We start from the raw sequence: 16725 nt of genomic DNA on the forward strand, positions 1-16725 counted from the left end.
AGTAGGACATGGGAAAATGGAAAGCTGGTACAAAAGTCTAGTCATACATTATGGCTTACAACGTGTCTTTTTTGAAGGGACAAAAAATCCGGAACCTTATTATAATGAAGCTTCTATTTTTATGATGACCTCATCTTTTGAAGGATGGGGGCTGACATTAACCGAGGCACAACAATATGGTTGCGTTCCTTTAGCTTTTCATAGTTTTGCTTCATTGACAGACATAATAACAGATAAAGTCAATGGGTTTGCTATCCCCAATGATGATATATCACTATATATTAAACAGATAAAGCTATTGATGACAGATGAAAAGCTACGTAAATCAATGTCTGCCAACGCTATTGAAAGTAGCAAGCAATTTTCCATCGAAATTATCATAAAGAAATGGATGGAAGTGATCAATGAATAATCACACTTTTATTTTTATCATACCAAATCAAAATTCTAATAATTCCATGCTCTCTTATATGCAATTACAAGATAATCAGTGCTATCCAAAATAAAATTTCATACCGTCTTAACATTATCCCCCCCTTCAAAAAGTCCTGGCTTCCTTTAGGATTCACCTGAAAAATCAAGGGGAGAACCTTTGTTCTTAAAGTATCATTTTATTCTTTGGATAACATCTGAAAGTATTCTTAATATATCAGCTCACTAGAAAGTTCGGAACATTTATACCCTCATGCCCTCACTACATTTTAAAACAGAATTTCGCATAACCTACTTACTGTCAGTTATATATTCTTTCCTGTAAGCTGTTCCGACTTGATATAAAGTATGGCATTTTCAGACTTTTTCCTTGCAAAAGTGCAATAAAGAGTGTGTACTTTCACAGAATGACGGATAACGAAGGCATGGCAACGGTGAAAAAGATCAAAACGTTTAAAAGAATTCGTTATCTTTCCTTCAAAATAAGACAATCAATACAGGCTATCTATAAATTCTTCCAATTGCATAAGCTTTTTCTATCTCCAGATTAAACCTTTTTATATGCATCTATTCTATCTCCATAAGCTTTGGAGTTATCTCCCAAGACTATGGAGTTAACTCCAAAGGCTTGCGGAGATAAAACAAACAGGAAGAAAGCCCTTAACCATACAGCAAGAAATGTTTAGGGATGCGGATAAGATATTTTAAGGATGAATCTGATTTTAAAACCACACAATTCCTTACGGATGAAAAAACTCCCCAATGTCCTTCTTTAAAAAAGTGAAACAATATATGACAGGAAGATATACATCTGACTATACATACAGGACAGAAATATGAAGTGAGGGCATATATGCACCCAAACTTTTTATGAAAATACAGGCACTCTTGAGAAATCGCAAGCGGCTGCATAAATGAAATTAAGAGAACAACCTAAAATTCCTGAAAAACGTAGTAAAGGCCGCCCTTTTATTAAATCTTCCCAAAGCCATAGATACCCCCCACAAACCACATATATTATAATGTTTATGCAATGAAATACGAAGGATGGTATGGATATAGCATTGCAATGCATTAATCAGCTCCGGATCATCCACATAATCGGAAAACATATTCCTCATCCATCTCAAGAAAAGAATAGTAGCGTGCAATTTATCTTTGTCATGACCGGCAGAGTTACTGATGTTTGCACCTTCAACATTCCTCCAACATACAGGCTGCCCCGGCAAAGAAATAACACCCCCCGCATGACGGGCAAAAGCAGCCCACGTAGCATCATCCGAACACCAAGCCATAGGAAAATGAACAAAACCACCTGCCGACTGCCATATCTCCCGACTGAACACGTACTCTACGGCAGCCGAATCTATCTTTCCCTGTAACTTATCTAGCAGCAGCCGGTAACAAGACACACTTCCTTCTTCCAAAGGACGATTGGCACGTATCCGCTTGTTTTCACCATCAATGACAGCTAATGGAAAACGAAAGAAATATCCTCGCTGATGGTGTGGGCGCGACAAAGCCTCCATGACACGTTCCACACCATCAGCCGGCATCAAATCATCATCCGAGAAAAGCCAGATAAACGGCTCTGCAGACAGCTGGATACACCTCTCCCAATGGGCCACCAAATCTTTGCCCCCCATATTTTCGCTAAAGCGATGATACACCAGATTTACCTTATTCTGATAAGATTCCACAATCTTATCCAATCTTTCAGGACTTGCATCATCACCTATATATAACACGAACTCATCTTTATGGGCCTGAACTGCAATTGAGTCGAGCGTTTCCTTAAGGAAACGCCCCTTGTAGGCGGGAATAACAATTGCCAATTTCTTTATTTGCTCCACTTTACAAAGACTGCATATCGTTCAACTTCTTGTAATATCCATTTAAGGCTATCAGTTCATCGTGAGTTCCTCTTTCTACAATGTCACCTTCATAAAGTACACAAATTTCATCGGCATTCTTAATGGTACTCAATCTATGCGCGATAGCGATAGTAGTACGCGATTTCATCAAACGCTCCAACGCTTCCTGAACCAAACGCTCGGACTCTGTGTCAAGAGCCGAAGTAGCCTCATCTAATATAAGTATAGGAGGATTTTTCAAAATTGCACGGGCTATACTGACACGCTGACGCTGACCGCCGGACAAACGCCCTCCACGATCACCAATCATCGTGTCATATCCTTTTTCCGTTTCCATAATGAAATCATGTGCATTCGCTATCTTGGCAGCTTCTATTACTTGCTCCATAGTGGCATTCTCTACACCAAAAGTAATATTGTTATAGAAGGTGTCATTAAACAGAATAGCTTCCTGATTTACATTACCAATCAGAGAACGTAAACTGTGGATGGATACATCTTTCACATTCTTGCCGTCAATCAGCAATGCACCCTCCGATACATCGTGATAACGCGGTACCAAGTCCACTAAAGTAGACTTTCCGGAACCGGACTGACCCACCAGTGCAATCGTTTTTCCTTTAGGAACCGTCAGATTGATATGGTTCAAGACTGGACGCCCTTCTACATAGCTGAAACTTACATTTTTAAACTCTAACTTATCTGTGAAAGCGTCCAATGGCAAAGGCTGCTCCGGCTCTACGATATGATTTTCCGCTTTCAATATCATATCAATTCGCTCCATACTGGCCAATCCCTGCGGAATATTATAAAATGCTCTTGAAAATTCTTTCAAAGGATTGATGATACTATAAAGGATAATCAGATAAAATATGAAAGTAGCCGCATCCATCGGAGCATAGTTTGTATTTAAGATTAAAGCACCGCCAAACAACAGCACGGTCACAATCACACAAGTGCCTAAAAACTCACTCATGGGGTGGGCTGAACTTTGCCGGATAATCATCTCGTTCATTGCATCGCGGAAGTCATTGTTTGTTTTAGAGAACCGAGCAGACATTTTGCTTTCGGCTATAAACGCTTTGATAACCCTTAAACCTCCTAATGTTTCATCCAATTGGGACATAATATCTCCCCATTGCGCCTGTGCTGTAGAGGACTGTCTTTTCAGCTTCCGGCTGACAACCCCCATTATCCAACCTGTCAGAGGTAAAATAAAGATAACAAAAAGCGTCATTTGCCAACTTACCGAAAACAGAGTGACAAAACAAACCAAAAGAGCGATAGGATTACGGATAAGCATATCGATGGAACTGGTCAACGAGTTCTCCACCACCGTAACATCCGCACTCATACGGGCTATGATATCTCCTTTACGTTCTTCTGAGAAAAAACTCAAAGGAAGACTTAACACTTTATTATAAACCTGAATACGGATATCCCGGACAATACCTGTACGCAAAGGTACCATGACAGCCGCAGAAGCAAAATAACCGGCAGTTTTCAACATAGTCATAAAGATAAGTATTCCTCCCATCATGGCAAGTGTATAGAACGCACCATTTGTAGCCACAAAATTGCTCACAAAGTAATAGGCATTATTTATGAGTACATCCTTATCCAAATTATGAATATCCATAGGAATGTACTCATAAGACTTGGTATCAATTTTGAACAGAATGTTCAAAATTGGCACAATCGCCATGAACGAAAACACATTAAGCCATTGCGACAGAAAGTTCAGTATCAATGCCCATGTCAAATATTTGCGGTATGGAAGAATATACCGCTTCAACAAACTAAAGAACTGTTTCAGCATAATTATCAATTATATATAATGCCGCAAAGGTAACAAAAAAGAAATAATCACCCAAGATTACCCCACTTTATCCCCTAATATTTGTTCATACACGGCAAGCCTTCTTTCCTGCATCTGTCCGGGGTTATATACTTGTCGCAAACTGTCTTCCGCATGGGTAACCAACTGTCTCTGCAACTGCGGATTACTTGACAAGGCTATGACAGCTTCTGCAAATCCGGCAGGGTCATCAACAATCAAGCAATCTTCACCATCCTTAAAATCAATGCCTTCCACACCCTTTGCCGTCGTTACAAAAGGTACTTTTGACAATACAGCATCTAATATTTTCATACGCATACCACTACCGATACGTATTGGAACAACAGCAACACTGCCTTTTAAAAAAGAGCCCAGATCTTCCACATAGCCTACCAGCTTCAGTTCCGGGTATTCGGACTGCAAACGATTGATACACTCTCCACGCCATTTACCAATTACTTGCAATGTAAACGAAAAATGACGTTTACGCAGATGCGGAATCACTTCGTGACAGAACCATGCCACGGCATCCAGATTGGGAAAATGATCCTCACTTCCCACAAAAGTCAGGCGTCCGCTTTGGACCGGAACAAAAGGCTGTTCCAGCCTGTCACCCACTTGCACCACAGCCGGAGAAGTGTAGATATGGTCTTTCCGTCCTATGAAGTCCTCCATAATTTTACGGTCTACTTCAGTCAGAACAATAACATCTTTATATTTCAATAATGCACTGCGCTCAAAATCCTTTGCTATATGAAACAACATCCTGTCACCGGCAGTCTGTTCCCTGAACAAAGTAATCTCCTTTTCATTACGGATGTAGCGGAGTTCATGATGCACAAAAATAGTCTGTACATTTTCAGGCAACAAGAATCCCAATGACAACAGTTCATAAAACTCTACTTGAATAATATCAAAACCTGAATGAGCCACCTGAGAAACATACTCCACATACCCCTGGTCTAGCGGCTGGAAACAAGAGCTGAACAAAGTACTCTTTCCCCGTACTAAATCCACAACTTCGCCCGTTTCATCCGTCCATATCTGTTGCCGGTTCATTTTACGGGTTACAGACGCATGTATCTTTTGCAGCCATTTATAATAAAAAGGATGTTTAATTTTGGGTAATCTGACAGTTTTAGTTTTAGGAGTATAAATAAAGAAATCCACATTATCCCAAATTTTCTTCAATGACTCTACATCTTGCATACGTCTCCCTGTTTCAGGATAAAGCAATACAGATACGGCCATCTTATGACGCAAATACTCCACCATATTAAAGAAAGCCTGATTACCGCCCGAATCCAGCGGATAAGGAATGTACGGAATAATAAAAAGAATTTTCTTTCTCATACTAATTGAATTTAAACAATAGTCTAATGTCTAATTTAATTTTTAGTTTAATACAGCAAATGCTATGTAGTGTATAATGCAAAGGTACAAGAAAGACTGCATACTAAAATGTTAATTATCGTTTCTTTTTAAAAGTTCAACAAAATTCCTGTTTTTTGAAAAAAAAACAAAGAAGCAACTTGTTTATTTACCTGTATAACATTACATTTGTAGAAATAAAACAAGAACTAACTTAACAATAGAGCATGAATGCACTTCCCTTGGTCAGTGTAGTGGTACCTAATTATAATTATAAACGATACCTCAATCTACGAATTCAGAGTATTCTGCAACAGACCTATCAGAATATCGAACTGATTTTACTTGATGATGCCTCAACAGACGGTAGCGAAGAGGTATTATCGGACTATCAAGACCATGCCAAAGTGAGCCATATTCTATTAAACGAACACAACACCGGAAATCCATTTAAACAATGGTTTAAAGGCATGCAATTAGCCAAAGGAAAATATATATGGATAGCCGAAGCCGATGACTTGTGTGAGCTTACTTTTTTAGAGAAAGTAGTTCCTTTAATGGAGAAATACCAACAAGCCGCCGTATGCTTTGCCGGTTCCAAGTATATTGATAAAGACGGTAATGTGCTGAGTTGCGACATGAACAAATGGAAATCTGCCATACCTCCATACGCCGTATTCAATGGGAAGACTTATGCCGAACATAACCTTTACTGGCGTGGTTACATAGCCAATGCAAGCTCAGCCATTTTCAGAAAAAGCATGGTAAATGTCCAAAATATGGAACAATGCCTGCAAATGCGCTACAGCGGCGACTGGCTGTTCTGGTTTTATATGGCAATGCAAGGAGACATTATAGAAAGATATGAAGTACTGAACTACTTCAGACAACATACCCAGAAAGTTACCGTCAAAGCTGAAAACAACGGAGGGGGTAAGAGCGAAGATATTGAGATAGTCCGCATTATGGAACAACACCTTACCCACCTGAGCAGATACAAACGATGTATACGGAGAGGAATGCTTTACAACCGCATTGCCAAATTAAGCACAACAGAGCAAGTAAAACTGCAATTATGGGAACTCCTCCGGCAGAAATTAAACGGAACGCGGAAAGACGGACGTCTGGAGCGCCTCAACCGGATAGCACGGCTATTCTGTCCTTTTGTTCTGACTATGAAACGAGACCGCCTTACTCCTTCCCGAAAATAGAATAAGAAACGGAAACTGCTTGCCCATATTTTCGGGCGGACTCACATGTTTGCCCCTAAAGTGAACAAATTGGCAGCCAATTTTACTTTTGGCATACCCTCTTTTGATATTTCTAAAATTCTGTTTACCTTTGTTGTTAATCATCCGAATTGATTCAAACAAATGCAAACTTTACTAAAACAAATGAAATATCTCCGTTCACTCATGCAGCAATTTGTAACAGCATGTAAGAATCAAGCTAAGCTTATCCAACAGTTTACTCTTTCTTTACTTTACTTATTTATCATACATATAGTTGCTTTACTTTTTTTCTTCCTGTTCCGGCTTGTCCTGTTCACCTCAATAGATTATCAGTTTCCTCCCGATATACAAAACAACTTTCTCATGCAAGCCACTGCATTTATAAAAGGGCTATGGTTTGACAATGTTATAGCTTGCTACATATTGCTGTTACCATTAGTCATTTTATGGATAACCGCTCTCTGCAACTATCACTCCAAGTGGGTATTCAGATTTATCTCTATCTTTTTCATTCTATTTTATTCACTGTCGTTCATTATTTCGGCAGCCAACATCCCTTATTTCTCCTATTTTTTTAAAACAATCAATTCTTCCATTTACAATTGGTTCGGATATGGAGCCACTACTGCCGGAATGGTATTGGGTGAGACATCATTCTATTTCCCTATTTTTCTAGGACTGATATCTATTCTTCTGCTGTCAGGAAGTGTACTACGGTTATCTTCTTATTTCTATCATCTCATCAATTCGAAATCTACTTCCATCAGCCCGATAAACCGCCTATGTATATTCGCCACCGGTGCTGTTTGTATAGGACTTTGTCTATTCGGAATACGGGGACGCATGGGATATAACCCCATCAGAGTAAGTCAAGCATACTATTGCACCGATCCATTCCTGAATCAGCTAGGGGTTAATCCTGTCTTTAATCTACTTACCAGCACACTGGATGATAACCGTAAGGAAAACCGCTATCTTCACCTGATGCCGGAACAGGAGGCAATAACCAATATGCAAAGTATATTGCAAAGAAAAGGAATAGAAGGCATCTCCCCCATTGCACGTGAAGTGAAATGCGCAGCCGTCCCTACACAAAAGAATGTTGTTCTTATTTTCATGGAATCGATGTCGGCCAACTTGATGGAGCATTTCGGATCTACCAAAAAACTGACTCCTTTCCTAGACAGCCTTTATCTGGAATCTCTCAGTTTTGACCATTTTTATTCAGCGGGCATACATACCAACCACGGAATGTATGCCACCCTCTACTCTTTCCCTGCCATCATGAAACGGAATGCCATGAAAGGAGCAGTGGTACCTGTCTATTCGGGGTTGCCCACCGTATTAAAGGATAATGGCTATCGGAACCTATTCTTCATGACGCACGAATCACAATACGATAATATGAACGCTTTTCTCCGCACTAACGGATTTGATGAAATATATGCACAAGAAAACTACCCAAAAGATAAAGTCGTTAACAGCTTTGGTGTACAAGACGATTTCCTATATCAATATGCCTTGCCCATTCTGAACAAAAGAGCAGAAGAAAGACAACCTTTCTTTACCGTATTGCTTTCTATCAGCAACCATCCCTCGTATGTGATACCTGACTATTTCAAACCACACAGCACAAAGCTTGAAGATCAGATTGTGGAATACGCGGACTGGGCCATCCGGCAATTCATGCAAGAAGCACGCAAACAACCCTGGTTTGAAAATACAATCTTTGTTTTGCTGGGTGACCATGGGAAATTGGTAGGAAGTCCGAACTGTGAAATACCACAATCCTGCAACCATGTTCCACTAATGATTTACGGAAAAGGCATCAAGCCCGAAATCAGACAAGAGCCGGGCGGCCAGACTGATGTGGCACCGACTTTACTCGGACTGCTGAACATGAGTTATACCCAAAACGACTTCGGCATAAATTTGTTAACAGAACAACGCCCGTATGTCTATTTCTCCGCCGATAATTTGATAGCGGCTACAGATACAACCCACCTATATATTTATTCTCCACATGACCGGCAGGAATTCAAATATAAGAAGCAAGGAAATGCCTTGCAACTTGTAACAGGGGAGGACAGTACATTCTACGTGATGAAAAAATACTGTTTCTCCACATTGCAGAGTGCGGAGTATCTGGTAAAAGAGCACAAGACTGTCAATAAAGCTAATGGACAATAAGGTGGGACGGGTTTCACCGCCTTGCCTTCCTTAACGGTCATACCCCAACTTCTCCTCGTTATAATCAGAGGCTATGTAGGTAGGACGGCCTTTGGTTTCCTTGAAAATGCGCCCCACGTACTCTCCTATAATTCCCAAAGAGAAAAGCTGGATGCCACCTAAAAAGAGCATGACAATGATCAAAGTGGGGAAGCCGGCCGTTTCATCACCATAAAGCACGGTCTTTATCAGAAAATAAATGGCATAAATAAAACTGGAGATTGAACAGAGCACTCCGCATACTGTGGCGATGCGCAAAGGGGCGATAGAGAAAGAGGTTATTCCCTCGACAGCCAGATTCAACAGCTTGAAAAAGTTCCAAGAGGAATGGCCCATCAGCCTGTCTCCGCGATCAAATTCAATGCTTTTCTTCTGATAGCCTATCCAGCAAAACAATCCTTTTGTATAACGCTCGCATTCGCGCAGACGACGCAACGTGAGCACACAACGACGGTCCAGAAGCCTGAAATCGCCCACATTGGGCAAAATATCAATACGGCTCATCCGCTGAAGTATACCATAAAAAGCCAGAGAGAACTGACGACGCAACCAGCTTTCCTCGCCACGGGTACGCCGTTTGGCATAAATGTCATCATATCCTTCTTCCCAATATTCCAGCATCTGGTCTACCAGTTCCGGAGGGTCCTGCAAATCAGCATCCATCACAACGCAGCAATCGCCGGTAGCGTAATCAAAACCCGCCAGCATGGCTACCTCTTTACCAAAGTTACGCGAAAGGTTGACATAATTCACCCGCTTGTCCTGCTGCCTCAACCGGCGGAGGCATTCCAGCGTAGTGTCGCTGCTGCCATCATTGACAAACAGGATTTCCCACTCATAAACGGCATTGCGGTTGACAAGCTCTATCAAACGTTGATACAGAGTGGGCAGCATCGCTTCCTCATTATATACCGGAATCAAAAGAGTCACTTTCTTCATATCATTCTTCACTATCATAAAGACTCCTCAAAGATATTACTTTTGTTTGAAAACAAACCTCACTAATAAAAAATTTACCGGAATGGCAATGAGAAACACTGGGATGGGAGCCAACGGACGGGAAAAACCCAACCGCAGAAAGAGATTCAACAATCCAATATGTATCAGATAATTTGTCAGATGTGCCCCCCCGAAGCCAAAAGCTTTCTTCCAGGAAGGAGGCTGCCCGAAAGTAAAATAAGCCGTAAGATAAAAGTTGGCAACAAAACTCAGCACATATCCCAAGGTATAGGCTACATTGACCTGAATGAATTTTTGCAAGACAAAATAAATGCCATAGTGCAGCCCTGTAGCAAAAAGGCCTACCATTACAAATCGCAGGAACTCGGGTATCTGTTTCAGTTTATTCATTTTCATTGATTTAAAATGCAAAGTTAGGTATTACTAAAGAATTATTCGTACTTTTGCGACAGTAAATATAAAAGACCGAAAAATATATGTCAGACAAGAAAAAAGCATTTTGGTTCATAGCCTTACTAAGCACACTTGTAATAATCCCCTTTTTGGGAGAAACTATTTTTTACTCTAAAGGGGAACCGCGCGAAGCAATTGTGGCATACTCGATGTTGGAAAGCGGCAACTGGATATTGCCTTTGAACTACGGAACAGACATCGCCTATAAACCTCCTTTCCTGTATTGGTCTATTGCAGCTATTTCCGCCATTTTCGGAGGGGTGAGTGAATTCTCGTCCCGTCTGCCGTCCGCTATCGCTTTTCTAGCTATGCAGTTCGTGTTTTTCGGATTCGTAGCCCGCTATAAGAATACAAAGACAGCAGTCATTACCTCCCTTTTACTGCTCACTTCATTCGAAGTGCACCGGGCGGCGGTGGCTTGCAGGCTGGATATGCTACAGGTTTCCTTCATCGTCATCTCACTTTGCTTACTATTTCGCTGGGACGAAAAAGGCTGCAAGGGAATACCTTGGACGGCTGTCGTGCTGATGGCATGCGGCACGCTGACCAAAGGACCTGTGGGTTCTATATTCCCCTGTATGTGTATCGGTATTTACCAGCTGATACGGGGACGCTCATTCGGCAAGACTTTCCTTTCCTTATTCAGAATCGGGCTGCTTTCCCTTATTCCATTGGGAATCTGGTTTTATGCGGCCTGGCTACAGGGAGGACAGCCGTTTATGGACCTGATGCTGGAGGAAAACACCGGACGCTTTGTCGGCAAAATGTCATACCCGTCGCATCACAATCCTTTATGGTATAACTTCCTGACCATTATATGGGGGTGGATACCTTGGACATTGGTCTTGCTTATTTCACTCTTCGGACTGAAATGGAATGAAATGCACCTGCTGCCCGCAGGAAACTCTTTCACCGGACGCATCAGGAAGGTTTGGGATAACATCCGCTCACAATCCCCCATACAGCTGTTTATCTGGATAGTGATTATCGCTATTTTTGTCTTCTATTGTATTCCTAAAAGCAAACGCAGCGTCTATTTGTTGCCTATCTATCCATTTATGGCTGTACTGATTGCCCAGTATCTGGAGGCGTTAATGCAAAAAGGGGCGAAAGTGTTCAAAATATCGGCTTATATCTTTGCCTCGCTCTGTTTGTTACTCACCGTGGTGTTTTTTGCTGTACGCTGTCAGATGATACCGGACAGCATATGGGGCAACGGACGTCATGCTGCCGAAAACATAGCGTTTATGCAAGCTTTGGAAAGCACGTCCTTTTCTATTTCCAAATGGCTGATTATAGTATTGCCGGTAGTGGCTGCCATCTGTACATTAAGGCTGGTTATCAAAAAAAGTAGTACGGGGTCACTCCTCTATGGAATCACCGGTTGTGTTCTTTGCCTGTTTGTCGCTTTAGACGGGGTATATCAGCCAACAATACTAGCTGTAAAATCCGATAAACATCTGGCAGAAGATATCAGAAAACAGGTGCCTGAAGGAGTCGTTTATTCATATACAGACAGAATGATACGGTTTTATTGTACAAATTATTATATGAATAACCAAATGCGGAATTTCACACTGGAAAATCCGCAAGAAGGGTATGTCATACTTTCTGCAAATGCACAAGAGGAGTTTTTAAAGAATTACAATGCAAAATATCAGCTGGAAGAGGTCTTCCATACAGATTACAGAAGTTGCGACTTACGCAATACGGTAATCATGTACAAGTTCAACGAGAAACGGAAATAGTTATATCCGGCAGATTCTGCACCGATTGGGACGCGGACTATATGAATTCCATACTGATTCATATAGTCCGCGTCCAAGTTTTACTATCTGTTCCCTAAATCATCATAAACAGTTTGCAATATCGCCTTACCCTTATCCAGACGGGACTCGTCAGCTTCAGGCTCATTAAAAAGAATACTGCCGGAATTATTATCAAACACCGTCACTCCTGTACTGTCCCTGAATGAGAACCCATTATTGAAACTATAAAAGGCAAAAGGATACTTATAATCACTTCCCAATACATTACGGCTAAACGTAAATGCAGTATGTTCCAGCCCCAGCTGCCCCAACAAAGTGGCTGCCAAATCGGTCTGATTCATAATCTTGTCCACCTGCATAGGCTGTTTTACCGCTCCACCTAACCATAACAAGGGAATATGATAAAAACGAGGCATCGCATTAGACCCCTCACGCGGGTAATAGAAACCATGATCGGGAAGGCAGATAACTAAAAGATCTTTCCATGCGGGAGTCTGCTTCAACCGGTCAATAAACTTACCCAGACATTCATCTGTATAAGCAAAGGCATTGGGAATTTTATCTTCCAGCCGGTGATAAGGAACTTCGAAAGGTTCATGACTGCTAAGTGTCAGAAACGCAGTATGCCAAGGCCCTTCTTCCTTCCGGTTTCTTAACTGATTATATAAATATTCAAAAGTAATATCATCATTCACTCCCCAGGCATTACTGGTCTGTTCGGCCAATGAAAAATCTGTATTGGCTGTAAGACGCTGATAACCGGTACTCAGCAGATAACTCTTCATATTGGTAAAGTTGATATCACCTCCATACAGGAAATCTGTTTTATAACCCACCTTGGACAATCCTTCAGCTATAGCAGGCAGCGTACGGCTCTTGGCAGGAATTTTCATTACCGATGCCGTAGGCAATCCAAGGTAACCGCTGAAAGTACAGACTGTTCCACGGTCGGTACGGAAACTATTGGCATAACAGTTTGTAAAAAAGATCCCTTCCTTTGACAGACGGTTAAAGTGGGGCGTCACATCAGGAAGACCGCCTAAAGGTTCTACAAAAGCACCTCCAAAACCTTCCATCAAAATAATAAGAATATTGGGACGCTTGGTATTCAGGACTTGAATAATACTATCCCCATCTGTTGTAGGATAAAGTCCGTCAAACAATGCAGCCCGCTTCTCTTCATCAAAGAAATTGAACTCTGATGCAAAATCCTGGGATTTACCCATAGAAGACAACAAACTGAAATCGGGATTGACCGCCGAATGATTCAAGAAAGGTTCGTTGCTGAAATATACTTGCCCTATATTAGAAGTGGATTCCGTTACACCACCACGTATAATGACGAAAAGCACACCTCCTAATAACAGCATTCCCGCAGTTCCCGTTATCCGTTTCCGGGTGGCAGTCAAAACGGAAGGCGTGATTTTCAGCAAGACCCAACTATTCAGAGCTATGAGTAACAAGATGGCAAGAACCCTCAGCAAGATAAATCCAACGGAAACACTCGCCAAAGCTTCCTTCGGTGAATCGATATAAAGAAAAACAGATGCGTCCAGTTTAAATCCCCAAAATGTATATAATGCCATATCTACCACAAAAATGATAGAAATAAGCGCGGCGGCCAAAATATAATACCCGTAAAGTATTTTTTTCAAAGGGAATTTCCTAAACCAAATACTTATCAGTACCAACAAGAATGGAAATGCAGTAAGATATCCCGCCGTAGCGGCATCAAGACTGGCTCCATGAACCATTACCTGCATATAATCGGCAAACCCGAATCCTTTTTCAATGGAACCATTATAGAGCATGAATAATGGTTTCTGTAGAATAAATATCAGTAAGACCGTAAAAAAGTACAAGCTGATATAAGCAATCCTCTTTTTCATATCTTCAGTTCTTTATTATTTCCGTCCGAAATCAGCCGGGACCTCTCCCCATCGGTCGGTTTCCCACTTCAATAAAGGTGTGGTATATTTATTTTCTTTCAGCCAAATTTCGGCCCGTTCTATCATTTGAAAAAGTTTCTCTGTCTGAGGAGTCCGTTCCAGTTTAGTTTTACATTTCTTCTGCTTCACCCAACTCAACGCATTACGGCTGTCCGAGTAAACAGGCATATTGATATTTTTCTGCTTCATCAACGCCAAAGCATGGACAATGGCAAGAAACTCTCCAATATTATTCGTTCCATAAACAGGACCGAAATGAAAAACCTCCTGTCCGGTAAGCAAATAAACGCCCCGATATTCCATCGGTCCGGGATTTCCACTGCAAGCAGCATCCACAGCCAGGCAGTTCATATCAAAGTTCTCGGGAAGTTGTTTAGGAACATCTTCTTTTTTAACAGCATTCTTACCTATATAATGGAAAGCGGAAGAAGCCAAGGCGTGTTCCGCCTCCTCTTTGGTCTCGAATGACTTGTATTGTGCGCCATCGTAACCTTTTATCTGTAGCTGGCAGTCAGTCCAAGAGTCATAAACTCCCGGATTGACGCCTTTCCATACTACATAATATTTCTGTTTCTTTACCATTTACATACGTTCAGGCACTTCAATACCCAGTAGGCCCATTGCTGTCTTTACAATCTTACCCACATTAGCACTCAATGCCAGACGGAAGACTTTCAACGCTTCATTTTCTTCACGCAGAATACTAAAATCATGATAGAACTGGTTGTATTCTTTCACCAAATCGTATGCATAGTTTGCTATAATGGAAGGATTATAGTCTGAGCCTGCCTGCTTGACAACCGATTTAAAATCAGCCAGCATCTGAATCAAACCTTCTTCTTTTGCGCTCAGTTCCAAACCTGCTGGAATGATTTCGGGAATAACGATACCTGCTTCAGCCGCTTTGCGTAATACAGACTGGACACGGGCATACGTATACTGAATGAAAGGTCCTGTATTGCCATTGAAATCTATCGATTCTTTCGGATTGAAAGTCATATTTTTACGTGCGTCCACCTTCAGAATAAAATATTTCAAAGCGCCCAAACCAACAATACGGGCAATATTGTCGGCTTCTTCTTGAGTCAGACCGTCCAATTTACCTAATTCAGCAGAAGTTTCCTTAGCAGTTTCAATCATTGCTTCCATCAAATCATCCGCATCCACTACTGTACCTTCACGACTTTTCATTTTGCCCTCGGGCAGCTCTACCATACCGTATGAGAAATGAACCAATCCTTTGCCCCATTCAAAACCCAATTTGTCCAACAAGATAGAAAGTACCTGGAAATGATAGTTTTGTTCATTACCCACTACATAAATCATCTTGTTGATGGGGTAATCCTGAAAACGTAATTTGGCAGTACCAATATCCTGGGTCATATAAACAGAAGTACCGTCACCGCGAAGAAGCAACTTATGGTCCAGTCCTTCGGCAGTCAAATCAGCCCATACAGAGTTATCCTCTTTCCGGTAGAAGAAACCTTTTTCCAATCCTTCCATCACTTTCTCCTTACCTTCCAGATAGGTATTCGATTCATAATAAATTTTATCGAAACTAACTCCCATCATCTTATACGTTTCATCGAATCCGGCATATACCCAGTCATTCATCTTCCTCCACAAGGCACGGATCTCAGGGTCATTCGCCTCCCACTTACGGAGCATCTCGCGAGCTTCCAGCATCAGAGGAGAGTTTGCCTCTGCCTTAGCTTTAGCTTCTTCTTCATTCAAGCCTTCAGCCTGGTACTGAGCTGTCAGTTCCTTTACCTCAGCCTTGTAATGCTTGTCAAAAGCTACATAATAGTCACCAATCAAATGGTCCCCCTTCTTGCCCGATGATTCAGGTGTTTCACCGTTACCATATTTCAACCAGGCCAGCATGGACTTACAGATATGGATACCACGGTCATTCACAATATTGGTCTTGACCACCTTATTGCCATTTGCCGCCATGACATTTGCCAAGGCATTTCCCAACAGGTTGTTACGGACGTGACCCAGATGAAGCGGCTTGTTTGTATTGGGAGAAGAATACTCAATCATCACCAACGGAGAGTTTTCCGTAGCCTTTTCAATACCGTATTCGGGAGCAGCCTGAATAGAATTCAAGAGTTCAATCCAACAATCCGAAGCAATTGTCAAATTAAGAAAGCCCTTCACTGCATTGTAGGCTGAAACCAATTCGGGAGCATGCTCTTTCAGGTATCCGCCTATTTCCTGTGCGGTCTGTTCAGGAGCTTTCTTGGACATTTTCAGAAAAGGGAAAACAACCAAAGTAAGATGTCCTTCAAACTCTTTCTTAGTCTTTTGCAGTTGTACCATTTTTCCGGGTACATCCTGTCCGTACAACGTTTTGATAGCGCTGATAATGGACGTGGTGAGTTTTTCTTCTATATTCATAATATGTACGTACACTTATTTGTTATTGAGTTGCAAAGATAGACATTTTAGGCGAAATCTTTCCTATCTTACTTTAATTTACTATCTTTCCTCTCCGCAAACTATATCCTTTTAACTAAAAAAATAAGTATCAAAAAGTCAAAAGTCACTATTTTATCGAATAAGAATAAGAGGACAACTTTCACTAATCAAGAGAATTCCACTTTATAAAAA

At 41.3% G+C, this 16725-nt stretch carries 12 protein-coding genes; 4 read left to right on the forward strand and 8 right to left on the reverse strand.

Annotation, left to right across the window (positions count from 1 at the left end):
• Positions 1–16 precede the first annotated feature (16 nt).
• Positions 17–412, forward strand: a complete 396-nt coding sequence (locus AB5935_RS03940) for a glycosyltransferase (protein ID WP_368327328.1) — start codon at positions 17–19, stop codon at positions 410–412.
• Between the two features lie 940 nt (positions 413–1352).
• Here AB5935_RS03940 and AB5935_RS03945 read toward each other — a convergent pair.
• The 3 genes from AB5935_RS03945 to AB5935_RS03955 are packed head-to-tail and all read right to left on the reverse strand — an operon-like array spanning position 1353 to position 5499.
• Complete coding sequence (locus AB5935_RS03945) at positions 1353–2285, reverse strand: glycosyltransferase family 2 protein (RefSeq protein ID WP_007854728.1); 933 nt, start codon at positions 2283–2285, stop codon at positions 1353–1355.
• Position 2286: 1 nt separating this feature from the next.
• The gene (locus AB5935_RS03950; RefSeq protein WP_005844224.1) at positions 2287–4125 is read right to left on the reverse strand and encodes an ABC transporter ATP-binding protein; all 1839 of its coding nucleotides are present in this window, start codon (positions 4123–4125) and stop codon (positions 2287–2289) included.
• Positions 4126–4182: 57 nt separating this feature from the next.
• The gene (locus AB5935_RS03955; RefSeq protein WP_007833916.1) at positions 4183–5499 is read right to left on the reverse strand and encodes a glycosyltransferase; all 1317 of its coding nucleotides are present in this window, start codon (positions 5497–5499) and stop codon (positions 4183–4185) included.
• 245 nt (positions 5500–5744) lie between these two features.
• On the opposite strand from AB5935_RS03955, the gene AB5935_RS03960 reads away from it, so the two are divergent.
• Positions 5745–6728 (forward strand): glycosyltransferase family 2 protein, encoded by a 984-nt coding sequence (locus tag AB5935_RS03960; protein ID WP_038612080.1) that lies wholly within the window; start codon positions 5745–5747, stop codon positions 6726–6728.
• Positions 6729–6911: 183 nt separating this feature from the next.
• A complete protein-coding gene (locus AB5935_RS03965) occupies positions 6912–8939 on the forward strand; it encodes an LTA synthase family protein (protein ID WP_038612083.1) in 2028 nt (675 codons plus the stop codon).
• Between the two features lie 30 nt (positions 8940–8969).
• Here AB5935_RS03965 and AB5935_RS03970 read toward each other — a convergent pair whose 3' ends face one another.
• Together AB5935_RS03970 and AB5935_RS03975 are read right to left on the reverse strand one after the other, a co-directional pair.
• A complete protein-coding gene (locus AB5935_RS03970) occupies positions 8970–9917 on the reverse strand; it encodes a glycosyltransferase family 2 protein (RefSeq protein ID WP_038612692.1) in 948 nt (315 codons plus the stop codon).
• Between the two features lie 36 nt (positions 9918–9953).
• On the reverse strand, positions 9954–10328 hold the full coding sequence (locus AB5935_RS03975; RefSeq protein WP_005850093.1) for a GtrA family protein: 375 nt from the start codon (positions 10326–10328) through the stop codon (positions 9954–9956).
• Positions 10329–10414: 86 nt separating this feature from the next.
• Between AB5935_RS03975 and AB5935_RS03980 the strand changes: the two genes are divergently transcribed.
• Positions 10415–12139: an ArnT family glycosyltransferase gene (locus tag AB5935_RS03980; protein ID WP_038612087.1), complete on the forward strand. Its 1725-nt coding sequence runs from the start codon at positions 10415–10417 to the stop codon at positions 12137–12139.
• A gap of 83 nt (positions 12140–12222) precedes the next feature.
• Here AB5935_RS03980 and AB5935_RS03985 read toward each other — a convergent pair whose 3' ends face one another.
• From AB5935_RS03985 to argS, 3 genes are read right to left on the reverse strand one after another with little or no spacing between them, the layout of a single operon-like run.
• Positions 12223–14049: an LTA synthase family protein gene (locus tag AB5935_RS03985; RefSeq protein ID WP_038612090.1), complete on the reverse strand. Its 1827-nt coding sequence runs from the start codon at positions 14047–14049 to the stop codon at positions 12223–12225.
• Between the two features lie 15 nt (positions 14050–14064).
• Positions 14065–14691, reverse strand: coding sequence for a viroplasmin family protein (locus tag AB5935_RS03990; protein WP_007833922.1), 627 nt, complete (start codon positions 14689–14691; stop codon positions 14065–14067).
• Positions 14692–16512, reverse strand: a complete 1821-nt coding sequence (gene argS, locus AB5935_RS03995; protein WP_007833924.1) for an arginine--tRNA ligase — start codon at positions 16510–16512, stop codon at positions 14692–14694. It lies immediately after the preceding gene.
• Positions 16513–16725 lie beyond the last annotated feature (213 nt).

Origin of the sequence: Phocaeicola sp. RTP21198st1_B8_RTP21198_201120, assembly GCF_040929485.1 — a bacterium.
GTDB lineage: Bacteria > Bacteroidota > Bacteroidia > Bacteroidales > Bacteroidaceae > Phocaeicola > Phocaeicola dorei.